Genomic DNA, 22,353 nt, shown 5'->3' with positions numbered 1-22,353 from the left:
GCTCCCAGGCCCTCGTGCCCCATCGGTGGCGAGTATGGATTCGGGTTGAGTGCCATATGAAGTCTCAGCGACGGTTGTGATTTCTACTCAATGGACGTTACGAGAACCGGGTGGCCGCGGTTAATCCCACATCAAATTTGCTGCCAACCAGCCCGCGTTCATCGCTTGGTCACGGTATCTTGCGTTGCGTGATGGCGTTCAAGCTGTGCGATAAGTTTTGCATAGAAATCCTTGTCTCCGTCATTTTCCGGGCTCACCCAAAGCATGAGTGCTGTGCCGTCCTTTAGTAACACATCGATCGTTGACTCATCCAACCACGTCCCGCTTCGTCGGAGTTCTGCTGATTCAATTTCGCGATACTCCGCATCAAATACCGAAAGCGAACCGTCGTCCGTTGTGTAGGAGATGACGCGTTCGTTTGTAAAGAGATTCCCATCATCCGCAACGGTCATCGCCGCACAGTAGAAATAGAGAATTTGTTCGTTCGGGCGAAGCGACACGATTTGCGAAACCTCCGCCAGTTGATTGGCCGGAATCCTTCCTTGCGGAAGGGCTTCGAGTGATGCGAGTCGGCCAGAACTGATCCCGTAAAGAACGACAGCAAACAGGATGCCGAAGACAATCGCAACCAGCCCACCAATTGCGAAACATCCAATCAGTAGCGAGCTAGATTTTGGATTTTGCATCGACTTCGTTCAACGGGTGAAAGAACAGCGGACATGATGCGATGACGCGTGAAAGACTTTCCGCTACCAACCACTCGGCTCGCACCCTTGGGTGCATGTCATTGCTCTGCTTTACTTGGCACTGGATGATCGGCAATTTCCAGTTTAACGAGGTCGCTTTGAGTGAGCGAGTAGACAAAGCCCTGCATTGAAAACAGGTGCCCAAGACGACGCGTGCTGCCGATGACGCCCGTTCGATCTCCGGTATTTGCGTCCATCGACTGTATTGTTTCGTTGGTCAGTGGCAGCAGAAGATTCCCGTTGTGCATTGTGCCGTTCGCGGCAATGTGCGTGCCCGAATCCATCACGGCATTCCACCGCTCGTTGCCGGTTGGGATGTCAATCGCAACAAGCTGTTCGTCGGAGCCGAGAATCTGCGTATTGCCCGATCGAACGAACGGATTAAGCCCGAGGCCCTGGCGTGACCAAATTTGGCTCCCGCTCCCAAGGTCGAAACACGTCGCAACCCCATCACACAAAGTCACAATGAATCGATCATCAACGTTAGTCCGGAACATCGATGTTAGCGGTTTCTGATGGACCGCACGCCATTCGATGTCACGCCCAGTGTTAACCACTGCCACAAGCTCGTTCGTTGGGCAAGGACAAATGAGACGTGCACCTGCAGCCAAAGGGGAAAACTGCACGGTTCGATGCGTTGGCCTAGCAGCCGAAAGCCTGGTTTGAGAGCGTGATCTTCCTGAGTTCAGGTCGAGATCAATCAGCAAGAAATCCTGCGTCGATGTGGCTAGACAGAACGCCCGATCACCGATGATGCACGGTGGGCCGAGCGATCGCAAACTCCCGAGCGAATCGTCATCGCTAGCAGCGCCAAAAGCACGCCATATGACTCGGCCTTCGTGCTCCAGGTCGAAAGCGAACATCGTCCCGGATTCGGAATCAACACACGCCAGAATGCTATTGGTGTCGTTGGTCGCGAATGATGTTGACCGGTTTCCCCAGCGACGAGGAGCACGCCGCGTGGAGTACCGCCCGTATTCATACGTGCCGTCAAATGGTGCGTTGTCCCATGGAAAAATCCAAAGACGTTTGCCAAATCGGTCGTCGGAACCGAGCAGGCAATTCGGCGGAAAGACCGTGACGACTAGCCGTTCGTTCACGACCACTGGCGACCGCGCAATCGGGAATGCAATTGCGACATCAGAAGTGACCATTCCTGGAACTGACCAAATGATCGTCGCGTCATCGGCCCATGAAGCTGACGCGACAAACAGGAGAAAAAGGGTCGCGCATCGCATCGATTGACTCCATGGCAGAACAGCGGAAATCACGCGAGCATATGAAAGTCGCGTAGAGCAGACCAACAAACGTAACTCCGGCTCCTTGCACGCACTTGATGGTTCGTCGAGCAAACTGGATTTAGGATCGCTGAACGGCATTCGCGTAAATCGCTAACGCAGCCGATGCGACAAATTCGGCAACCATTCCCAATCCAATGCCATAGAACAACGACATGGCAGCAATCCCGTCGCGAAAGTCACGCGTAAAATCCCCCCTGTGATCGACGTATTGCATCCAGATGATTGTAGCTGAACCGCAAATCGCACCGACAAAGAATGCCACTGCGTGCCGCCCAATACGTCCTGTGGGCCAATCTAGCGACCAACCGACCATTCTACCCAAAAGGGCAACCCAAAAGACGGTTGCCAAACACAGATTCCAATCGCAATCAGGATCGATCCACCGAGATATCGGCGACAACACTGCGGCGACGAAAGCCAGAGATGCGTACACAAACAACCACCCATGATTTCGCGCGACGCGTTCGTCAAGTCGTGGTGGGTCAAACGGCGAAAAATTCATTCAGTGAACAAACTGGCTAGACCATCGGATGCGACCAGCGGCCCCCGTCATAGGGCCGGAAGGTTCGATTGGAACGGACGCTGATCGCAGTGTTTCGCTCATCCCCCAACGCTCGCGCAAAGTCGGCGATTCCATCCGCCAAAGTTTGCCTGCTTCGTACAACCCAAGGCATTCCCTGCATGCACTGCATGTCGCAGGATGACCGAGTGGACGACGCTGCCTGGCGTCACTGGTCACGATCGCCAACGAAATCGCCAGCGTCTTCTTTGGAGTTGAAGACTTCCAGGAGGCTTACATCCTTCAGCGGGATCCAGTAGTCGCAGCTATTCGCATTGCTAGTGCGTTGCATCGGCACGACAACGAAATCCGTCTGACCAACGGATTCAAAACGACCGTTTCCATGTACGCGGTGGACCACGCTCGGTTGCGATACCACTACATATTTCCCGTCCAGCGGCGACACGCTAGTCGGAGCTTTCGTTGCCGCCAATGATGCGACGGTGCCGACTGCTACGAGAGAGATCAGCACCGGCAATAGATGTTTCGTTGCTTTCATGGAAACTCTCATGCGAAGATGGATGTAAGTTCGAACGGTACTTCTGGCGAACGAATTGCAATCAACGAACTGGAACGCAATTCGGAACCGAAACGTGCATACGCAAAGCCCGACTCCGTGCATTTCGTATTCTTATCTTACGATTTCCAGTGGCCTTGTGCGCTGCGATAGAGACGCAATTCGCGGCAGTTAGCAACGAGCGATCAATAAGTGCGCGATTCAAGTCATCTCGCCCCCGCCGCGCAGCGGCCTGCGGGGGAGAGAGTTAGAGAGAGGGGGAAGAAAGAAACGATACCGATTGATCGCTCGTTGCTTAGTCTACTCGCCCCCAACCACCATCGTCGATTGCCAATGAATGCGAGACGGTGCTGCCGTCGGCGTTCTGCGATTCGCACTGAATCCACGGGCGGCCAAACTCTTCGATTTCGCTGATTGCGTACACCTCGTTGCTGGAGATCAGCCTTCGATAGAGTGCGAAAGTGTCGTCCCAGTCTCCATCGTTTGCAGCGGCTTGGCACTGCGCCGCTGCGTCATTGGATGAGTGCACCAAACCCCTGCGAGATGAAAGCCGCAAAGCCGATCAGCACCAAGTCCATGCCCACCAAGCAGGCGCGTTGATGAAGCGGCCAGGCAGTCCTGGTGATGGTCATCGCGAAAACAAGGACAAAACCGACGACGGAGCACACGCCCATTGCGATGTGCAACCAAGGGTCGATTCCCGCCATCATCGACGTCGGCGACCGATCGCTATCGACCGTCGCAACGCAATACACGACCAGCACCAACAGATGGATGCCAAAACCCAATTGCGTCAGTACAGATCGATCCCAAAGCATCGAGACGAAGGGCTCGGCTGGTGGCGGTTCGTATGGATTCGCGTTTCGAGACACGGCACTTCAGTACGACGAACGTTACAAATCACGTGGCTTCCGCGAACGACTCACCACTACGCGAAACTCATCTCAGCGCCCCAAACGCATCCGATGGTTCGCCGTCTTCAGCGTTGACGCTATCCGCCGCTTGTTCGTGCAGAACCATGGTTGATCGCAGGCCACCGATTTGTGTTGAGCATAGGCGTGAACTTCTTGCCGTCGCTCTCCAGCATTTCCACCATGTCGGCAACCGTTTCAGCCGGACGGTCCGGATCGTCGGGACTACGCCGAGACGGCTTGGGCAAACTGCCATCCCAAAGGACCGGATAGTGATTGTAGATTGTCCCTGGGCACTCAAGGGAATGACCGCCGGATCCGGGACCGAGCAGAGTTTCGTCAAAAGAGCCTTCGTAGGTTACCACCCAGAACCAGCGGTCACCGGAGCACGACACCAATGTTGATTTAGCGAAACGCCAGTGGTAAAAGCGAGTAACGGAGGAAAACGAAAGGGAGTGATGGAAACGCGTCGCAACCTCAATCGCACTCTCAGCCGACAACGCAAGTGCACCCTCGCCGGGTCGCCATTTGGGACATTTCCTCAGTGTCGTCGAATCGACCGTTAAACGCAAATCAGTTCCGTTCGGATAGAAGTGTGACGTATCGCCAGCGAGCACGATCGCGGTCAAAAAAAGAAGCATGCAAGGAGCGACAGTTCGCATGACAAGTCTTCGATATTGCAAAACGTAAATACGCACAGCGAGAGCCCGTGAACGTGACCGATCACCGACGACCGGGAGTGAAGTTTCCATTTGCAAAACCTGACGCTCGGTCCTTCGTCGCACCGGATGGTTCGCCGCCTAGCGTCCGCTGGTCGCTGGAACGGCATGGACGCAACGTGATGTGCGTCAACGCTCCAAAGCCAGCGATCAATGCTGGCGCGAGCGCGTAGAACGACGCATAGTATCCTAGAACCGAAATACCGCCTCGCACGAATCCGAACCCGAGCATGCTGAAGTAGATTGAATACAGTAGCGAATTTGCCACGACTGGAATTGTTCTCTGATGGCGTGACAGAACGCGAGACATCGACTGCGGCAATAGCACCGAGCAACCCACTGCAAGGATCACGCAGAAGACTGCCAGTGGAATCAGCCCCCTCAACATTCCCCAAACCGTCGTAGAAAAAGGCATGCCAAGAATCAAGTCGCAATATGTTGCGTTCCCCACCGGCGCAATGAATGACATGCTCAAACCGATCAGAGCCGCTTCCAAGAAAGTACGCGACGTCCGATACACTGGTCGTGTAATCGTGTCACTGTCGACATGCGTCGGTAGGTATGGATTCATTTCGAATGTCAGCGAACGTTCAGGATCGCGTGGTTGCGGCGAAGGAGTGACCACTGCAACTAACTCCACTCGGCGACTCAGGGTGCAACTGCTGGTTCGCCATTCAACTACGAACTGGAAGGCGCAGGAGAGGGAAAGACAAGACTTTGAACGTTACGGGCCGTCAACAAAGTGCGAGACAATGACATCGCCATTCGTGACATCTCCGTCTAGTACTATAGCAACATTCCAAACGCGCCCCATGAGAAAGCCGGCGTTGCTGTTCGTTCTCCTGCAACGAAGAAAGTCGAGGCCTTCATGGTCTGGCCCCTTGTCGAACAAATGCCGCATCTCGCGGAACGTACCGTTCCGGGTGACTTCGCATTCAAATCCTTCGTTCTCCATCAGTGCGTTTGCGTCTTCCAGCGATGTCCCAGCTGGCACTAGCGACACGACGGACAAATGCATTACATCCGGATCCTTATGATTGCTGGTGACCCGAAGCCCACTGCTAACGCAGCCAGCGGCAACCGTCGCAAAAAGCACCAGAAAGCTCCAGCCAACGTAGCGGATCCATTTTTCCAAGGCGTGTCCCATCACTTACTCGGCGCAGGTTAGCAACAACGCGATCTCAGCCTGCACTCGAATCGCTTTTGCGCGGATCACGTCATCCGCCGAACAACCACGCTGCGAATAGCGTGCAGCGATGGACTGTTCTTCGCGCCGCAGGGCTTCGACGGTCGCATTGAATCGCTCCGATTCGCGCCCCACTTTGCATATCGCGGCATCGTTTTCAGCCACCACCGACGATGCTTCGCGGCAGTGTCGACAGACTCGGTTCAGCAACCGAACGCTCGCACCTATCCATCGGTGAACCGATACGAGAGTGAGCAAGATCATCACGCAACTCGCAATTGACAGTGCGATTTGTCCAAAGCTGTCAAGGTTCAATCCAATGCACACAACCAAGACCACGCTACTGAGAACGCAGCTTACCGGGCAGGTCGTTAGGGAATTGGCTTTGTTCATGTGACTTGGAACAACGAACTGCACTTCGACCGACCTGTTTCAGCGAACCAGTGTCGCTTGCATTGACGCCCTCGGGCAACGTTCATTGCCAAATCCTTGGCACCTCGCAGCCGACCTCCGCTGCGCCGGATGGTTCCCCGCGATCCGCTACCGGAAACGGCAAGTGCCATCGCCAACATGGTCGCCACCGACGTTGGCCCAAATATACCAGCTTTTGTCGTGCCGTGGCGTGAATGTCAGTCGCAACCCACCGAACGTATCGCGATGTTCGTAGAACCGAATGGCCAGTTCGCTGTCGTGATATGCGCTAGGTCCAATCTCGACGTCGGTGCAAGTGAACCCGTATTCAAGCATTGGACACCCCTGTTCAGGTTCTTCCGGATCAGCCGCGAGAAATACGCAAGACGTTGCGGGCATCAGATTGAGCACATATTTCAGCCGCGCATCGGAGAAGAGCAAGCGGTGGCAGTACGGCGGTTGATCGACATGCGCGTGCGGATCTTCCATTGCATGAAGGACGTCAGCGATACGTTCGATATCCCATGTCATTCAGGCATTTCCTTTCGTCAGAATCATCAAAATCACCGGATCGCAACAAGTGCCCCCCCCCGAGTGAATACGCCGCGTCCCTAAACTCCGGTGCAGTTACCTGTTGCTTCCATTTTCTAGCGAACAACACAGATCGGGGCGACCATGCCATTCATGAGCAATATCCCGCATGAGCAGGGCGCAGTCAAATTCAACCGAACCACTTGGAAATCGCGATCTATCCTCAAAATAGCTGGACTGGATCCTGTCAACGTTCAATGATTCGACGTGCCAATTCCTGCATCGCAGCTCAAGGCCATCGAATTTCCCACCGGTAAGGGTGTCGGAATATCCAAGTGCCCCCTGTTCAAAGAAGGCCGAGGCCGATTCGAGGGAGTCGAAAACCGATGAATCCGAAATAGCTGGGACGACCGAGCCCGAAACGTGAACCTTGGCACCACCATCGTCACTTGCCATCGCAACGGAATAGCGATCGCCACATTCCACAACAGTGAACTTTGCATGGTGATGTATTCCAGGGAAGATTCTGCCACCGGCGAATGAATTCAGGATTGAGTTGGTGTCACGTCGCGGGATGTAGACGCCGTGCATGGACTGACCGTTGGATTCCCATTGAACGGCAATCCTGTGCGCCGCATTTTCAGAGCCAATACCCCAAGGAACCGGGAACAGCTTCGGCCGAACCCGCTTCAAACGAATGAGGCAGATTCCACCGATTGCGTAACCATTGACCGTTTGCGGTCGAAACGGCGGAGGCAACGCGGCAGCCATGCACGCTGGATCAATGCGATAGTTCGCAAGAATGCGTCGATCAATGACTCCGCTAATCGCAGGTAAACGCATTTTATTCCAAGGGGTATCTCGGTGCGGTGCACCAGGCGGCGACGAAAGATTGTCCACTTCAAATCCAATCGACTTCGCCGCTCCGGTTCGCAAAGTCGTCACTCCCTCGTGGCCAGCCTGACACAGTCGCTTACGGCGAAGGTTCAAAAACCTTCCGCGAGCGCAGCGATACTGACGCCCAGGCGTCGCGACCTGTATTCTCGCCGTTCTCGACCTCCACGGCAACAAACGCATCTAGTGACGGAAAGAAATCGACAAACTCAATATTGGCGGTAAGCGTATCCAGCACTCACGCCAGATTCGCATTCTTGTTACTGGATCAGCTCGCCGTTCGCGAAATCCCATCTCTTGCCCCAGTCCCCAGCGTGCTGAAGCGAGCAGATTCATTGATGAACGCGATCCCGGGCCGCAACGATACGTGGAGTTTCCCGCCGGGAAGGCGAGATGCTTCCGAAATTCGATGGAAAACGTCGTCCGAAGCCGAATCACAAATCATGATTCCGTAAGTCCGCGGTGAGCCAAACGCGAATTGGGAACCGTCAGCGGAAAACGAAATTGCCGGCCGATATCCCGATGCCCAGTCCTCTCTACGGGTCTCGTTGAACTGGCGTACCATCTCACGTCCACCAAGGTCCCACAATTGGATTCAGCGATCCCTTGCGGCAGCGAGCATTCGGCTCCCTTCGGCAGAAAACGCGATGGCGAACCTTGCGAAAGCCCCGTGGCAAGCGTCTTGATTGGCTCTGCGGCTGCGGCGACGAAGACAATGATCACTCCGTCGTCGCCCTCTACAGCGATCTTCTTATCCGCCGGGCCGAAGGCGGCACACGTGAATCCGAACCCAGTCTCCAGAAAGATTTCCGTGAACGCAAATCCCCAGATGTTCCAATGGCCCTACTCGTTCCATCCAAGGTCTGCTTCGACAACCTGTGATCTTTCGTCGTCACTTTCAAATGGGCTTGAAAATCCTTTCAGCACCCTTCCCGTCCAGAGGCCCCAAAGTCGATCCGGTACCGTTCTCTCCGTTGCGACCGTCAGCAAAGCACCACCCGTCGCGTTGAAAGCAACACCGATACCAACTTCTGAATGTTCGATCAGGCGAATCGGGTTGCCGGCCGTGACGCCCCACCCCCCAACTCCCCGACGGTTAGTGCAGACGATGGTTGCACCGATATCAGATGATCGAAAATCGAAAACATTCGTTTCCGGGGTCAGTGATCGATGCGGATACACTCCTTGTAGCTAGCCCAAGGAAACCACGGGACGCGCCGCTTCGATCCGTCGCGCCCCGCCTATCCGACTGTGCGGCAGAGCGACCAACACACAAAACCGATCAGGAAATGGCACAAATCAAGACAAGCCGTCGTCGCCGTCCGAAGCACCTTCACGCCAAGTCTCAATCTCGGCAGTAAGCTTTGCGCATTCTTCAGCAATCGACTCGTGATAAATCCTATTCACGTAGAAAATGGATCCAACTATCTCGCGGGCAATGAACGACGCGCAGAGCGATGCGGCGAGGACGGCAAGCGATCCGAAGCCCTGCAAAGCATACCAAACCGCAACGTTGGTCAGCAAAACTGTCGGAATCCAGATCAGCCTCTTCGTGGCGTTGCTCATTCAGAAGGTCCGCAACGGGGCTGGAGTTCGACAACGACATGAAAGACGATAGAGCCTGAACGCACTCGCACGAGAACCACACAACGTCAGGGCTTTGCGGGCGGCGGCGATGGACTAGCGAGCAGATGAAACCGCGTGCCAACGCCGCTCCGTAACACCACATGATTCCCCGTCTTCAAGGACCCGACCATCGTAGGATTTCAGGAAAACGCGCCAAGCGTTCAAATCCTCACGTTCGCACCACACATCAAGTGCCACTGGTTGCGAATCGCAAGTTTCTTCAGATGCAAAGTATAACGATGCAGGACAATTACTGCGAACCAATTCGCAGCAAAGCTTTCGGCGGTCGCCAGAATCGTTCAGGATCTGAGGCAAAAAAACATTGGTTGAAACAATCGCAAGATCGGCGACTCCGGTTCACCCCATGGATATGCCAATCGATGCGAGTCACGGGGCAACAGAAATTGAAAACCCGTGTTGGCTCATGACACTCAGTGGAGCGTTCCGAAACGAAACGTATCGAACGATTGCGGAATTGGCCCGTTCGTCTGGCTCTGCTGGCAATCGCTGCCCAAAGACGACGACAAACTCGTAAATGTCACGATCCCCCTCTGACCCAATGTATCGCCAAAAATAACCGCCGGACGATGCGTTCCCCCATTCCGTTGGCCCGCTCCAATGGGTCATCGTTCGGCGATCGTGATTCTCGAATCGGCCTGATGTCATCCGCAACAATGGGCCTCCACCCTGCCGTCCGTCCGGCGTGGTTACGATCACACGCGCACTCGGATAACGCGGCCTGGCCACTTCATCGAGCATCTTTTCGGTCTCTGAAAGACGCTTCTCAACATCCCCCATTCGTCGCGACGAGCGTGAACCCTGGACAGCGATCCCAATGACCGCGGCCACAAGTGCAACTGCCAGCATGAGATGACGCAGTGAAAAATGAAGTCGCTCCATACGGCACCTGAAATGATTGCGGGACTGAACCAGAGCCGACGCATACCAACTCACAGATATGCCAAGGACTTGCGCGATGAAGTTCGGGTTCCAGCCGGCCACTTCGACGAACGACTGCCGCAACCGGGCACGAACGGAACACCTCTATTCGGTTGCCGCGTGATTGAGTGCTCCGGTTCACGGATTTGTCATGTTGCGATCACCACGGTTCGCTTTGACTCGAGGTTACGTGTCCTATCGCTTATTTGCGACAACAAAATAGCTTGAAGCACCTTTGAATATTTTTTCAGCTTCAATGGTTTGAAAATTCGCCTTTGCCATCAGATCGTCCAACTCGGAGCTTACCAGTCTTCTTATAGCAACAGGAATTACCCCAGTCCTAGTCAAAAGCCGAACAAGTTGAATCTGCAAATTAACCCAAAATGACATTTTCTCCTTCAGACAAGGAGTTACAGAAATAAGCTTTCCTTCCGGCTTCAGCAAGTCATGAATCCTTTGCATGACCTCACGCACATTTTCAACAGTGTGCAGCATGTTGAAAGCCAGAATCACATCAAATGATTCTCTTTCATAGCGATCATCAAATATATCCGTCTGCACGAAGTGAGCGTTCCCACTCGCGTTCACGGATGCTTTCTGCTTTGCAAGCTCAATCATCTTCGACGATGTGTCAAGAGCATGAATCTCTTTTACCAGACTGGCGAATTCACAGGTTGTCGTACCTGTCCCGCATCCATAATCCAAAACAACAGCGTCAGCATTGAGATACTTTTTCGCGTTCTCTCTGCTCTTGCTGTGAATGTATTCAAAGCGTTCCTCTGTCCTGTCGTAGTTGCTTGAGGCCTTGTCCCAGAAAGTTTGCGATTTGCTCATTCTTTGCTTCATGTATTAGAAAGCAACATAACGGCACGCACCAGCGGGAACGCGAGGGAGAGTCAACATCTCAACAACGCTCGCTCGCGTTCTAACGTGCAATTCTGGGTTATGCCGCGGTGGCTTTGACGAAAACGCCGATTCCCCAGACAACTATTATCAGCGGTGCTGTTATTGTTGTCCACCAGTCCAGTCGCTCGCGCCGCAACAGGCTGAGGCCCGTAGCAAGAGCCAACAGAACGATTGGTATCCCGATTGCAATTTCGAAGTACCAAGGTCGGATTGCAATCGGCAGGTGCTGATCGACATCGAAATGCATGGTCCCGACGATCAACAGGGCGAAAACGAAGAAGCCGATCCACACCATTCGCCAAGAGGCCCCCTGCAACCTCGTTTTGTAGACCACGAGTGCGAGGACGGGTAATCCGAAAACGTATCCGAGCGATGGCGCGAAGTCCCGATACCAGATGCCAGTGATGTACCCACGAGTGTCGGGCATACCCACGGGCGGTCCTATCTGCATACGATAGTTCATGAGGACGGCGGCAAACAGATCGAGCGTCCAATTGAGTACACACATCGTGGCAAACAACAATGCCAATGTCTTGCCAGGGCTGCCCCACAAGTCGCCGGACCTATACGCAAAGATGAATGTCGTAAGGCAAACGCCATAAACTGCGGCGACCAATGCGGCAAAGGCGTCAATCCCTTGGATACCATCCAGATTGTAGTAGATTGCATCAGCAGAAAACCGAAGGCGATCTATTCCACGAGTGATGGTAATCGCGATTCCCACGCCTGCGGTTAAGCACAGGAGATGCAGAATACTGAGTCGGTTTGCGTGAGCCGTGGATGAGTTCATGTTCGAGCGAGATAGCGTTATAGTTCAACTGCCTAAGCAGTTTGAGATTGTACCGCAGAGTTGGGGTGACACACAAATCAGGTGCAACGCCTGGGTCAAGCAAGTTGTGAATTCAAATCCGAAACGCAATTTTCGCGTGTCACCCTCTGTGCCAACATGCGTGAGACAACTTTGAATTTCATCAGAGTTGAGGGCATGGAGCATTCGCATGACCGATACCGCCAACAAAAAAATTGAAAAAGATCCCGAGGTGACACAGAAAGCGGCCCGTCGCCGCTTCACCGCCGACTACAAACGCCGTTTCGCCCTGGAGGCCGAAAGCTGTAGCGAGCCCGGAGAAATCGGGGCGTTGCTCAGACGCGAGGGAATTTACTCCTCGGTCCTGGCAAAATGGCGTCGTCAATTGCGGGAGGAATCATTGTCATCATCGAAAAAGTCTAACGGCAAAACTTCACCAGCCGATCAACTCAAACGTCTTGAACGTGAGAACGAGCGGCTCAAGGAGAAGCTCCGCCACGCCGAGCTGATCATTGACGTCCAAAAAAAAGTCTCGGAGATGATGCAGATACGATCACACGAGAAGGACGACTGACAGCCGCCAAACAACTGAGTGAAACAGTCGGCGTCGCGGCGGCTTGCCGTGCGATGAATGTGTCGCGTGCGACGTTCTATCGTCGCCGCGACCCCGATCGACAAGCCGCGCCGAGGCCGGCGCCCGCTCGAGCTCTATCACCGCAAGAACGCCAAGAAGTACTTGATCAACTCAACAGCGAGCGTTTCGCTGATCATGCACCACGACAGGTCTACGCCAAGTTGCTCGACGAGGGCGACTACCTGTGCAGCGTGCGAACGATGTATCGCATCTTGGCCGACAACCAAAGCACGCGCGAACGACGAAACCAGCTGAAACATCCCGAGTATCGCAAACCAGAACTTCTCGCCACCGCGCCCAACGAAGTCTGGTCGTGGGACATCACCAAGCTCAAAGGTCCGGAAACATGGACGTACTACTACCTCTACGTGATTCTGGACATCTACAGCCGCTGCGTCGTTGGCTGGATGCTGGCCGATAGCGAGAGCGCCGACTTGGCCAAGCAGCTGATCCAAACCACGATCGACAAGCAGAACATTCCACCCGAACAACTGATCATTCACAGCGACCGGGGACCTTCGATGACATCTCACAGCGTCGCGCAGCTACTCAGTTCGCTGGGCGTCACCAAATCACACAGCCGACCGCACGTCTCCAACGACAATCCGTTCTCGGAAAGCCAATTCAAAACGATGAAGTATCGACCTGAGTTCCCCAAACGCTTTGGCTGTTACGAAGACGGCTTGCAGTTCTGTCGCACGTTATTCACCTGGTACAACAACGAGCACTATCACAGCGGCATCGGGTTGCTAACTCCATCATCGTTGCACTTCGGCCGCGCCGAGGAAGTAACTGCCGCTCGCACGCAGACTCTTCATGGTGCGTGGAAAAAAACACCCGAGCGTTTCGTTCACGGAATTCCCAAGCCAGCAAGTGTTCCCAAAGCCGTCTGGATCAACCCTCCCAAACCAATCGATGAACGCAAAAGGGAAGCCCCCGAGCCAACCTGCCCGGGAGCTTCCGAAGAAACGTCTTTGACGCACCCTCGATCCGATTATCCCTTGGACGGTTGCGTCCCCGCAGAGCCGTCTTCCGTTTCACCGGACGAATCAACCTTACCACCGAAAACACCTTTGAACACCCGAGCGATGCCTGAAAAAATCCCGGGGGTTTGGGGGCTGGCCCCCAAGTGCGCTGGCATCAATCACTGAACCGTTTAGAAAGTTGTCTCAATGTCGTTGACACATTCCGAAGCGTCGAGCGTGATAGGTGTAGGCGTCGATCGTGGACTGGGCCAAGTTGCGAATGATCATGTCCTCGGCCATTCGGCGGGTGAGTTCGCAGGGATGCTTTTGGTGGGGAGTCATAGTGTAAGCCTGAAAGCAGGATTGGAACGTTGCGCGCCGAGAATCGGAGTGCGGAAGCGTTCCACAGTGCTTGCAGATCCCAAAAGCGCAAGCCCCATTCAACCGTAACGTTCGCCACAACCGAACCCGTGCCCGAAGACTTCCAGACGGACCAGAAACACCGCCCGCGGCCAACAAGAGACTCAGCAGGCAACCTTCCGGCACGGCCGCCGACCGACAGCGTCCGCAGGACGCCACCGAGACCAGATGGCAGCGGGCACGACACACGTGCGGCAAGAAAACTCGACGATCACCCAGCTGAGTCAAGTTGGCACGGATGCCCACTCACCTTCACGCATGGATGCGTGCCACTAAGCTGACCACCGCCAGCTAAACAAGCCGCGACTCCCCACTGCACCGGAGCCCGCTCGATTAAGTTCAACGGCAAGCATCACGGGGAGGGGGGACGAAAGACTTTCCATTCCAGCAAACGCCGCAAGCCGTTCTCCAGTGCATGCCATTGTTCTGCTCCGACTAGTCTGACGAATTCACTTGGGTGCTATCGCGAACATACGTGTTAGCTGATGCAGTCCTACCTCGCCAGTCGCGTAGTTCTATCTGAATCCGCAAAGGATAAGCTATATCCCCAGTGTCCATGCCTTCCCTACAAGAGATGAGTGCGCCAGGAGACATGCGATCCCAACTCCCCGAGGATCCCCACTTCACTCGCCACAACCCACGCGTGTTTACTGGAAGCCAGCTGTGATCAACAAGACCGTTTGCCGCATCATTTGCCAAATCGTATCGCGCAAGCACGGCAACGTATGGACGATGGTCGACAGCTCGATACCAAATGGGCAAGCCCCCGTCGTTCCGGATATCAAATTGTGCGATTCGATTTTCGGAGTCGCGCACCATGCGAAGTTGGTGGCATGAGATTTCAGGCGAAAATGGCGTGAAAAACGAAATGCCAACCGCGGATACAGCTATCACAACAAAGAGCGTCAAGATCCCGAAGCGGCAACGAAGCATGTCTATTCGCTTGTCAGCAGAACGTTGGTCTTCAGCGGGTACCACCGATTGATTTTCAATTCCCAAACGCCAGATGCCGCACTCCGCTGCAGGACTTGGCTATTCGTTTGCCCGAACCAGTCGCCGGACTAGCGGTCGGCAAGACGCCAGCATAGCGGGCATCAAATCGGCCCGCAAGTTTTTGGTCGTGACGTCAGTGATCGTTGTCGGCAGTCATGCGAGTCGATCACGGAGCGCCATCAAGCGTTAAGATCACGGGCTGTGCGCGGAGACCATCGGTTTCGATGCACGAAAAGACGCGTCGGTTAAGTACAAACGTTTGCGATAACCGAGTGGCCGCGGTTGATCTTCCATTTGCAAACGCGCGGTCGGCCACTCCGCATTCACCGCTTGGTTCGTCGAGTCTTCTGTCCGCCAATCCTCTGCTGACGCTTACGACGGACGAGCACTGTCGCCGCACCTATGAAAGCTAGCGTGAAAGACGAAGGCTCCGGAACTGCGGTCACGGCATCTAGACGAATGTCATCGACAAAGACGTCGATGCCAGCAATCACCCCTGGTGATTTGGAAATGTAAAGGCTGAGGTTAGTGCTAGACGGAAGGTCCAACCCGATGCCGGTGTACTGTTGCCAGTTTGAATTAGAGAGAGTGAAGGGTTGGTCCACAAGTGAGAAATCGACGTCGTTAGTGGTGGCAAATATCAGTAGCGGGCGAGAGAATCCAACGGGAAGACTTTTCCGTAACCCAAATGACAAATCGAATGAGTTCGGCACGTACAGGGTGGTATCAATGCCGCGGATGATTAAATCTGTCGCCTGCCCGCTGGACTCAAGCAACCCGAACTGGGATCCACCTGAGGCCCCAGCATAACCACTGGACTGTTGAGCTGATGGGGTGATCACCGTAGACGCAGGGATGCTGCCCTCAAACACAAGGCTGGACGTAAAACCAGAGTACGAAGCAATCGTCTGCCCAGATGATGAGGCAGTTGTTCCCACGTCCTCGAAAAAGACGAGGTCTGCATGCGCTCTTGCTGTCAGCACAAGACACAAAAGAAGTGCAACGGATCGAAGCATAAGAAAAACTCACGGAGACGAGGGATGAAGCTTGTAGGTGCAGATCAATGATAAAACATATCGACGAAGGATTGACTCTCCCCGGCTCAAGCGGGGTCAAAGAACTGGGACGTCGGCTCGCAAGCTCGCGATGTCAAATCGTTATTGGTTATCCAGGACTTGGTATGCTTCCCGTCCATTTTGCATTAGAAATGCATTGTCTTGATCGCAAACTGAGTAGTTATGGATACGCAAAAATCTATGGTTAGCGTTAGAAAAACAATGATCTCGATAGAACCAAAGATCGGGGGGGACGTGAACAGAGACAACCGGTTACAACCGGCTCGAATAGCCTGACAGTAAGTCCAAACGCTATTCCACCAGCGAGCCTTGCAGCACGACATTCGTTCCGCAATTCTTTGGGCTTATAGGCTACGGATGTGCGAGAGGGAGTGGATGGTGGAGAGTACGGGCTGTCCATTTGCTCTATGCCCTCGGGGCACGTCTGGATAACGGCACCAATCACGTCGCCGCCGGAGATTGGCTAGGGTTCAAATCGCACGTTTTCCGCCGCTGACGCGCATTGGATTTTCATCCGCCGTCTGGACGTGGAACCAGTCTAAGCGGCGTCGGCCGGCGATCAACACGCGAGACAATCACCGTATCTGGCATGAGAGATGACGCCAACTGTGGGTGTAGCTTTGCGCCATGCGGTAGCATCAGCGCCAGTGGATTAGCCTTGAAACGGGCGATGACGTCTTCTGTCGTTAGCTCATCGCCCCCAACAGCAGTGAACCGTAGTTGATGTACACCAAACCGAACGAGCCTTGATTGCAGTAGCGTGACTTCTTGTTCCCGATTCGCAACACGGGTTTGCTCACGCTGGGATTCAGCGAGATAGCTTGATTCGATGACGTCGCAATAGAGACAAGCACCGGTGAAGACCTCCTGGTCGCCATTCGGAACCGCCGCGATCTCGGCGTTCACAATCACACGCGGCGACGTGAATGTGTCATCCGCAATTGCCGGCATGTGTGCTAGCAAGCAAGCCAGCAAAGAAAGTGGCAAAGGTTTCACAGGAGACTCCATTTCTGTCGAATAACAAATTGCGATCTACCCTTCGGCCAGGCGTGAAAGATCCCAATGTTGCATGTTGGGGTTGCCGCCTGACTGACGTATAGATCGTGCGTTGAACTTTGTCGACTCATGATCGCCGAACTGGGGGAAGCCTATGCGGAATCAATCCAATCGGTCGCTCCCGCAACACTGCCAGTTTACTCCAAGCACGACGCTGATCACAAGTTGTCCCACCAGTTGAGAACAGTTTGGCAACCTGAGCGCGGAATCCCATTTCTTTTTGACGAGTTATTCGGGAAACGATTCTAGCTATCCGGAACCCGTCGCCGAAAAAACCGTGCCCAACGGCAGGACGCGATCAACGTCACACCGCAACCGGCTCAATGCCGAAGCACATGGAGATCGCCAGCACAATGCTGACGCGAGAAGATAAGAGCCCGACCATCGTGAATCGTCAAAGTGGCGCCGTCATTGCACCCGCTCGGGTGCAATCCAGCGATTGCCCATCATGAGTCGATTAAGTTCAACGGCTACGATCACCGATCCGGAACGATAATACTAACATTGAAGAACACGCGCAAGTCCGGCTTCGCGTGTATCGTTTTGTCACCCCGCGTTTGGGCCGTCTCTTGCGATGATGTCGGATTCTTTTAGCTCGAAGGAGGGCGTCAGAACTCCGTTAACGACCTCTACTGTAACGGCAGCGCCAGCAATTGGAATTCGGCAGCGATATGTTGATGACACTCCACCACATCCACCGTGTTTGAATTCAAATTCACACTGGCCATCGTCTAATGCCGTCACCTCCAAGCATCCGTCATCACAGCCATCAGTTAGCCCGCCAAAATCACCAACACGACTTGCTTTTGGGTCCAGGACAAGTTTCGTCGGGCTCACCAAGAGAGACCGGACACTGACAACTGAATTCGCCTGAGTATTGCCAGGGAGATTCTCTACGGAGTCTGTTGTCGGGTCCGAGTTGCATCCCGGCAGCATGATTGTTGCAACAACTACTATGAATTGTTTTTTCATTAGCATTAGCGGGATAACGTTGACGATCAGCCGGCGGCGACAGAAGATCAACCATTTCAAAACGCCCGACTTCGCCGCTCGGTAGCATCGTTTGGCGCCCCGCAACTTTAGAGTCTGACGTAGTGTTTCCAGACGATGTAAGTTTTGGTCTCGCCGCTGCCACGTGATACGATCAACGTAGTGGAAGTCGTTTTAGTATTGATGAGGATCGTATGGAGGGCAAATGGGCGGCCTTCGGAGTCGTCGGACACCAGAACGGATCGACCGTCTTTGAGTTTAGCTTTCATCTTGTCGTCGGCGTTGTTGTCCGGGGCCAATTTTGTCTTGTAGAAGTCGAGTACCTTTTCGATCGAGTCGTCGGTTGTCATTGTGGCCTTGCATACAAGCGACTGCACAGTGCGATTGCCATCGCTGTTAACCGTGGCGGCATCCGACATCTCTGCACCATTGAACTTGGAATTGGGGTAACTCCATTGCGAAATCGTGCCCATCAAGGTAACCGGCTCGTCAGCAGTGGCCGGCTGGTTAGCGATGGAAACGCAAGCTACGAAAAACAGGACTGCGGCAATCAATCGCATAGCGGAGGCTTTCGGCTGGAAGAACTTTGGCATTCGTGACGCGAATGCACGGTGGTTTACGTCAGTCGGATAACGAATTGCGATCTATCCTTCGGCCAGGCGTGAAAGATCCCAGTGTTGCATGTTGGGGTTGCCGCCTGGCTGACGGATAGATCGTGCGTTGAACTTTGTCGCCGCACTGGGGCCAGCGCAGCGGACGTAGGCCGAGACGACCGACCCGTCAGAATGAGTCTACCAGATACGACTGGGGGTAGCCGAGATCGCCCGTAAATCCTGCCAGCGGCAACTGAACCATGGCGATTGGCTCCCGCTCGATTCCCTCTGCACTTTCTACCTGGGTTTCCAGGTACCAATCGTAAAAATCGGTACTATTGCGCTCTGTCCAGAGACGACGATGCGACTCCCGCTGCCGGTCGGCGTACCACTCCGGGCAGCGATCGTCCTCTCGCCAGAAGATCTCTGCCCATGAAGGCTTCGGCGTATCTTGGACCAGTTCTATCCGGTCGCTGCCGCAGTGCTCGCACACTTGGTCTGGCGACTGGGCGAGCGCTGCCTTGGACGAGTCAGCTGATGGTTCTTCAAGTCGCCATCCCTCCACTGCCTCCAACTGCTCGCGGCAACGATCCTGGTAGGCGCCTCGGCGATTGCTGCTCCATCCACCTAGGCAACGAGTCTTCGCTAACTGGTCCGGCTGAATGTGAAGGCACCAGCGGCTTACGAATTCGCTGGAGCTCATCGTCACTGGCACCTGCTCTCGCTCGCCGTCACGAGCCATCAACTTCACTTCGTCAGCATCCGCTGCGATGATACGGTGGTCACTGATCGGACGTGATAGGTGCAGGCAACGATCGTGGACTGGGCCAAGCTGCGAATGACAATGTCCTCGGCCATTCGGCGGGTGAGTTCGCAGGGATGCTTTTGGTGGGGAGTCATAGTGTATGCCTGAAAGCAGGATTGGAACGTTACACGCCGAAAATCGGAGTGCGGAAGCGTTCCACAGTGCTTGCAGATCCCAAAAGCGCAAGCCCCATTCAACCGTAACGTTCGCGATCACCGAGGCCGCTCGAAAGACTCAGACCAAACCGACTGACATGACTCGCGGCCTTCGAGTGCATCCCATGGTTCCCCGCGATACGAACCTTGTCCAACGGCACCGGCCGCCATTTCGTGAAAGCGAAATATCAACACGACTTGATCCAGTCGTCAGCAATCGTTTGAACTCATCTGAGGTTCAAATCGTGATTGTACAACCAAAATCATCGAGGACACGCAATAAATCGCTTCGCATCGGAGATGGAGAAAGTCGGCGAATGCGGCAACGTTGGGTAGTCCAGACTGCGTGAAATGAGTCGCCAAGAATCTGGATTCACGACGACACCGAAAGTCGGCAGAGTGCGATGCCAAGAGCGAAAACAAATGTGCATGCGAGCAGTAAGCGTATCGTTATCGGCTTGCGTCGGATCATGTGTTGCGCAATCCAGCACAGCATGCCGAGCATGCCGAGCGTGCCGAGCACGGCGGGCCAATACTCGATCGCGTAAATGGCGATTAGAACGTCAACAGTGTAGTTTTCGGCAAGCAGGTCAGGCAGTCCGAGAAAGTGGGACGCGGTTGAGGAGGATTCTGGCCTGGGTCGGGCGGGAATAAAAGGTTTTCTACCCGGGTGACCCGCGCATCACACGCACAGCCCGAGCGAGGGGGAAGTGTGATGCGTGTTTTGACCTCACGATTTCACAACCAAATTACCTTCCCCCAAATGTCTCGCCCTTCGCTGGCCACCGCACCTTGCCTCTCACTCGTGCAACTGGACCACCGTAGAGAAGGCTTCGTGTCTTGCCATCGCACAGCTTGTTGGCGACCGATACGGATTGGGATTCAGTGGCACGTTGAATTTGACATCCGGCGAATTTGGCGTCGGGGGAATTTGGCGTTGGGGTAATTTGGCGTCGGGGAATTTTTTATCCGAGACAGGGCGGTCAGCGGACCTGATCTTCCATCGCTTGGCGGCAGAGGATTGCCGCATCTTGCCACTGTCCCGCGCGGCCTAGCGTGATGATCTGGTGGATCGCCTGCGCCCCTTCGTCACTCCCATCAAACGGCCCCATCTCTTCAATCGCTCGCAAGCCATCCGCGCTGCGTTGATTGCAAACTCGGTACAAAGCGGTGACGACATCGTATTGGTGGTCGCCCAGCGTGACCTCGGTGGGCCGCAACCACCACAGGACGATCGCCCCGGCTACCAACACGGACATGACAGCGACGACAATCCCGTGCGCCGAACCGGCTGTTCTTCGAAACCGGATCATAGCCGTTCCCAATCGATCACTTCGCCTTCATCCATGCTGGACAATTCGGCCCACAGGTACAGGTCAACAAAATTGGTCACAAACCGGACGGAACCATCGCCCATCGCGACCCATCCACCGCCGGGATGCTCGGAATACATTTGGCCAACGTGATAGGTTGGAAAATTGACCGGGTGAATGATCGGATGCCCGGTGATGTCCAGTTCGCCGCCCGATGGGCCGGCATGCACCAGAGTCAGCGTTGCCGCAGCATCTGCACCATTTTCGGGTGACCGAAGTCGTGGGTGAGTGTAAGCGCCGGGGACGACACCGACCCATGTCTTTTCGCTGAGCGCCGAACTGTGTTCGCCAAAGAAGATCGTCTGGGACGTTCCATCGATGACGTCCCGCAGACGTGTCTTCGAATTGCGAAAGAAGGGCCCGTCGGCAACGGTACCGGCATCACCGTCAATGGCGACGATACGTGTCGTTCCTTGATAAATGTTATCGAAGATTTCTCCCGTCGCCGCAGACCCGCATTCCCCCCAGCAGCTTTCTTGCCCGTGGCTGGCGACATAGTGACTGCGTCCAACACGAATCGGATGCCCATCGATGATCTTTGGCTGACCGATTTCATTGAGCACATCAAACGGCTGGTCACCGCCGGAGGCGCTGGGACACAAAAAGACCGATACCGTCGCTTCGATCACCGCTCGATTGCTGGCCGACCAAATCGGTTCGTCGGCGTGCATTTGGTCAGCAATCGCCGACTGTTCGGCAAAGGGCATCAATCCGGCAGCCCACCCCCAACCCGGCCCTGCGTCCCAGGTCAACGGATCCATTTGAACCTGCGGCGGCGACACTCCGTTGCGAGTGGCGAAAGAGACGTACCCGGCGGGAAATCGATTGAATGCCGAGTGATAGTTGTGGGACGCCAACCCGATTTGCCTTAGATGATTGCTGCAAATCATTCGCCGGGCGGCTTCCCGAGCGTTCTGAACAGCCGGCAGCAGCAACCCCACCAGAACGCCAATGATGGAGATCACGACCAGCAATTCCACCAGCGTAAACGCCGGCCTGCCGGTCCGCGGACCGGCAGGCCAATCGACTGCTGCGCGAGAATCTCGAAACAACCTACGCATCGAATCACCCTTCCGAAGTTAGCCGCGGCTAACTGCCGAGTTAAAAAAACGCAGCCGCGGCTAACTTAGCCCTGGCTAAGTTTCAGATCCTAGCGATTCGACTGTTCAGGGCAATAGGTGTAAACGGTGATTTTTTGCTACAATCGGGATCTGGTTCATTTGCGGCCGCCTCGTTTCG

At 54.6% G+C, this 22,353-nt stretch carries 25 protein-coding genes and 1 pseudogene; 2 read left to right on the top strand and 24 right to left on the bottom strand.

What is annotated here, in order from left to right; genetic code table 11:
* Window positions 1-158: 158 nt before the first annotated feature.
* The 16 genes from K227x_RS08050 to K227x_RS07990 all read right to left on the bottom strand — a co-directional run bounded on the left by K227x_RS08050 (window position 159) and on the right by K227x_RS07990 (window position 12,036).
* Window positions 159-686 (bottom strand): PH domain-containing protein, encoded by a 528-nt coding sequence (locus tag K227x_RS08050; protein ID WP_145169035.1) that lies wholly within the window; start codon window positions 684-686, stop codon window positions 159-161.
* 98 nt (window positions 687-784) lie between these two features.
* Entirely contained in the window at window positions 785-2,125 is a 1,341-nt protein-coding gene (locus K227x_RS08045; RefSeq protein WP_145169034.1) for an outer membrane protein assembly factor BamB family protein, read from the bottom strand.
* On the bottom strand, window positions 2,106-2,261 hold the full coding sequence (locus K227x_RS30355) for a hypothetical protein (RefSeq protein ID WP_218933855.1): 156 nt from the start codon (window positions 2,259-2,261) through the stop codon (window positions 2,106-2,108). The genes K227x_RS08045 and K227x_RS30355 overlap by 20 nt, the downstream gene beginning before the upstream one ends.
* A gap of 514 nt (window positions 2,262-2,775) precedes the next feature.
* Window positions 2,776-3,105, bottom strand: a complete 330-nt coding sequence (locus K227x_RS08040) for a hypothetical protein (RefSeq protein WP_145169033.1) — start codon at window positions 3,103-3,105, stop codon at window positions 2,776-2,778.
* Window positions 3,106-3,418: 313 nt separating this feature from the next.
* Window positions 3,419-3,652: a hypothetical protein gene (locus K227x_RS08035; protein WP_145169032.1), complete on the bottom strand. Its 234-nt coding sequence runs from the start codon at window positions 3,650-3,652 to the stop codon at window positions 3,419-3,421.
* Window positions 3,636-3,995 (bottom strand): hypothetical protein, encoded by a 360-nt coding sequence (locus K227x_RS31095; protein ID WP_246146669.1) that lies wholly within the window; start codon window positions 3,993-3,995, stop codon window positions 3,636-3,638. Before K227x_RS31095 ends, K227x_RS08035 begins: the two co-directional genes overlap by 17 nt.
* A gap of 119 nt (window positions 3,996-4,114) precedes the next feature.
* The gene (locus K227x_RS30350; protein ID WP_218933854.1) at window positions 4,115-4,675 is read right to left on the bottom strand and encodes a hypothetical protein; all 561 of its coding nucleotides are present in this window, start codon (window positions 4,673-4,675) and stop codon (window positions 4,115-4,117) included.
* Between the two features lie 82 nt (window positions 4,676-4,757).
* Window positions 4,758-5,021 (bottom strand): hypothetical protein, encoded by a 264-nt coding sequence (locus tag K227x_RS08025; protein WP_145169031.1) that lies wholly within the window; start codon window positions 5,019-5,021, stop codon window positions 4,758-4,760.
* 456 nt (window positions 5,022-5,477) lie between these two features.
* Window positions 5,478-5,900, bottom strand: a complete 423-nt coding sequence (locus K227x_RS08020) for a hypothetical protein (RefSeq protein ID WP_145169030.1) — start codon at window positions 5,898-5,900, stop codon at window positions 5,478-5,480.
* A gap of 3 nt (window positions 5,901-5,903) precedes the next feature.
* Window positions 5,904-6,203 (bottom strand): hypothetical protein, encoded by a 300-nt coding sequence (locus tag K227x_RS08015; protein WP_145169029.1) that lies wholly within the window; start codon window positions 6,201-6,203, stop codon window positions 5,904-5,906.
* 276 nt (window positions 6,204-6,479) lie between these two features.
* Complete coding sequence (locus K227x_RS08010; RefSeq protein ID WP_145169028.1) at window positions 6,480-6,881, bottom strand: hypothetical protein; 402 nt, start codon at window positions 6,879-6,881, stop codon at window positions 6,480-6,482.
* 96 nt (window positions 6,882-6,977) lie between these two features.
* Window positions 6,978-7,781: a DUF2071 domain-containing protein gene (locus K227x_RS08005; protein WP_246146668.1), complete on the bottom strand. Its 804-nt coding sequence runs from the start codon at window positions 7,779-7,781 to the stop codon at window positions 6,978-6,980.
* Window positions 7,782-7,854: 73 nt separating this feature from the next.
* Window positions 7,855-8,013 (bottom strand): hypothetical protein, encoded by a 159-nt coding sequence (locus tag K227x_RS30345; RefSeq protein ID WP_218933853.1) that lies wholly within the window; start codon window positions 8,011-8,013, stop codon window positions 7,855-7,857.
* A gap of 1,061 nt (window positions 8,014-9,074) precedes the next feature.
* Window positions 9,075-9,341 carry a hypothetical protein gene (locus tag K227x_RS08000; RefSeq protein WP_145169027.1) on the bottom strand — a complete coding sequence of 89 codons (267 nt, stop codon included), beginning with the start codon at window positions 9,339-9,341 and terminating at the stop codon, window positions 9,075-9,077.
* Window positions 9,342-10,535: 1,194 nt separating this feature from the next.
* Window positions 10,536-11,174, bottom strand: a complete 639-nt coding sequence (locus K227x_RS07995; protein ID WP_145169026.1) for a class I SAM-dependent methyltransferase — start codon at window positions 11,172-11,174, stop codon at window positions 10,536-10,538.
* Between the two features lie 109 nt (window positions 11,175-11,283).
* The gene (locus tag K227x_RS07990) at window positions 11,284-12,036 is read right to left on the bottom strand and encodes a hypothetical protein (RefSeq protein ID WP_145169025.1); all 753 of its coding nucleotides are present in this window, start codon (window positions 12,034-12,036) and stop codon (window positions 11,284-11,286) included.
* 208 nt (window positions 12,037-12,244) lie between these two features.
* On the opposite strand from K227x_RS07990, the pseudogene K227x_RS07985 reads away from it, so the two are divergent.
* Window positions 12,245-13,608: pseudogene (locus K227x_RS07985) on the top strand (IS3 family transposase); the annotation flags it as partial.
* 249 nt (window positions 13,609-13,857) lie between these two features.
* Here K227x_RS07985 and K227x_RS07980 read toward each other — a convergent pair.
* The 3 genes from K227x_RS07980 to K227x_RS30335 all read right to left on the bottom strand — a co-directional run bounded on the left by K227x_RS07980 (window position 13,858) and on the right by K227x_RS30335 (window position 16,996).
* The gene (locus K227x_RS07980; protein WP_218933851.1) at window positions 13,858-13,995 is read right to left on the bottom strand and encodes a hypothetical protein; all 138 of its coding nucleotides are present in this window, start codon (window positions 13,993-13,995) and stop codon (window positions 13,858-13,860) included.
* Between the two features lie 1,394 nt (window positions 13,996-15,389).
* Window positions 15,390-16,082, bottom strand: coding sequence for a PEP-CTERM sorting domain-containing protein (locus K227x_RS07975; RefSeq protein WP_145169024.1), 693 nt, complete (start codon window positions 16,080-16,082; stop codon window positions 15,390-15,392).
* A gap of 746 nt (window positions 16,083-16,828) precedes the next feature.
* On the bottom strand, window positions 16,829-16,996 hold the full coding sequence (locus K227x_RS30335) for a hypothetical protein (protein WP_218933850.1): 168 nt from the start codon (window positions 16,994-16,996) through the stop codon (window positions 16,829-16,831).
* Between the two features lie 2 nt (window positions 16,997-16,998).
* On the opposite strand from K227x_RS30335, the gene K227x_RS30330 reads away from it, so the two are divergent.
* Complete coding sequence (locus tag K227x_RS30330) at window positions 16,999-17,163, top strand: hypothetical protein (RefSeq protein WP_218933849.1); 165 nt, start codon at window positions 16,999-17,001, stop codon at window positions 17,161-17,163.
* Window positions 17,164-18,277: 1,114 nt separating this feature from the next.
* Here the strand turns inward: K227x_RS30330 and K227x_RS07965 are convergent.
* From K227x_RS07965 to K227x_RS07950, 5 genes are all read right to left on the bottom strand, one after another.
* On the bottom strand, window positions 18,278-18,748 hold the full coding sequence (locus K227x_RS07965; RefSeq protein ID WP_246146667.1) for a hypothetical protein: 471 nt from the start codon (window positions 18,746-18,748) through the stop codon (window positions 18,278-18,280).
* A 220-nt stretch (window positions 18,749-18,968) separates the two neighbouring features.
* Window positions 18,969-19,523, bottom strand: coding sequence for a hypothetical protein (locus tag K227x_RS07960; RefSeq protein ID WP_246146832.1), 555 nt, complete (start codon window positions 19,521-19,523; stop codon window positions 18,969-18,971).
* Window positions 19,524-19,528: 5 nt separating this feature from the next.
* Entirely contained in the window at window positions 19,529-19,681 is a 153-nt protein-coding gene (locus K227x_RS31090) for a hypothetical protein (protein WP_246146666.1), read from the bottom strand.
* A 1,043-nt stretch (window positions 19,682-20,724) separates the two neighbouring features.
* Entirely contained in the window at window positions 20,725-21,000 is a 276-nt protein-coding gene (locus tag K227x_RS07955) for a hypothetical protein (protein ID WP_246146665.1), read from the bottom strand.
* A 50-nt stretch (window positions 21,001-21,050) separates the two neighbouring features.
* Entirely contained in the window at window positions 21,051-22,175 is a 1,125-nt protein-coding gene (locus tag K227x_RS07950; RefSeq protein WP_145169019.1) for a DUF1559 domain-containing protein, read from the bottom strand.
* Between the last annotated feature and the right edge of the window lie 178 nt (window positions 22,176-22,353).

Source organism: Rubripirellula lacrimiformis, from assembly GCF_007741535.1.
Lineage (GTDB): Bacteria > Planctomycetota > Planctomycetia > Pirellulales > Pirellulaceae > Rubripirellula > Rubripirellula lacrimiformis.
The sequence above is the reverse complement of the archived record's forward strand: the minus strand, read 5'-3'. Positions and strand labels throughout refer to the sequence as shown.

Bases quoted from the DNA above. Each gene is read 5' to 3' on its own strand.
- K227x_RS07975 (WP_145169024.1), bottom strand. From the start codon at position 16,082: ATGCTTCGATCCGTTGCACTTCTTTTGTGTCTTGTGCTGACAGCAAGA.
- K227x_RS07960 (WP_246146832.1), bottom strand. From the start codon at position 19,523: ATGGCTCGTGACGGCGAGCGAGAGCAGGTGCCAGTGACGATGAGCTCC.
- K227x_RS07955 (WP_246146665.1), bottom strand. From the start codon at position 21,000: ATGTCCGTGTTGGTAGCCGGGGCGATCGTCCTGTGGTGGTTGCGGCCC.
- K227x_RS08020 (WP_145169030.1), bottom strand. From the start codon at position 5,900: ATGGGACACGCCTTGGAAAAATGGATCCGCTACGTTGGCTGGAGCTTT.
- K227x_RS08010 (WP_145169028.1), bottom strand. From the start codon at position 6,881: ATGACATGGGATATCGAACGTATCGCTGACGTCCTTCATGCAATGGAA.
- K227x_RS08045 (WP_145169034.1), bottom strand. From the start codon at position 2,125: ATGCCGTTCAGCGATCCTAAATCCAGTTTGCTCGACGAACCATCAAGT.
- K227x_RS07950 (WP_145169019.1), bottom strand. From the start codon at position 22,175: ATGCGTAGGTTGTTTCGAGATTCTCGCGCAGCAGTCGATTGGCCTGCC.
- K227x_RS07980 (WP_218933851.1), bottom strand. From the start codon at position 13,995: ATGACTCCCCACCAAAAGCATCCCTGCGAACTCACCCGCCGAATGGCC.
- K227x_RS08040 (WP_145169033.1), bottom strand. From the start codon at position 3,105: ATGAAAGCAACGAAACATCTATTGCCGGTGCTGATCTCTCTCGTAGCA.
- K227x_RS08050 (WP_145169035.1), bottom strand. From the start codon at position 686: ATGCAAAATCCAAAATCTAGCTCGCTACTGATTGGATGTTTCGCAATT.
- K227x_RS30355 (WP_218933855.1), bottom strand. From the start codon at position 2,261: ATGCAATACGTCGATCACAGGGGGGATTTTACGCGTGACTTTCGCGAC.
- K227x_RS30350 (WP_218933854.1), bottom strand. From the start codon at position 4,675: ATGCTTCTTTTTTTGACCGCGATCGTGCTCGCTGGCGATACGTCACAC.
- K227x_RS07990 (WP_145169025.1), bottom strand. From the start codon at position 12,036: ATGAACTCATCCACGGCTCACGCAAACCGACTCAGTATTCTGCATCTC.
- K227x_RS31090 (WP_246146666.1), bottom strand. From the start codon at position 19,681: ATGACTCCCCACCAAAAGCATCCCTGCGAACTCACCCGCCGAATGGCC.
- K227x_RS07965 (WP_246146667.1), bottom strand. From the start codon at position 18,748: ATGCGATTGATTGCCGCAGTCCTGTTTTTCGTAGCTTGCGTTTCCATC.
- K227x_RS08000 (WP_145169027.1), bottom strand. From the start codon at position 9,341: ATGAGCAACGCCACGAAGAGGCTGATCTGGATTCCGACAGTTTTGCTG.
- K227x_RS08015 (WP_145169029.1), bottom strand. From the start codon at position 6,203: ATGATCTTGCTCACTCTCGTATCGGTTCACCGATGGATAGGTGCGAGC.
- K227x_RS07995 (WP_145169026.1), bottom strand. From the start codon at position 11,174: ATGAGCAAATCGCAAACTTTCTGGGACAAGGCCTCAAGCAACTACGAC.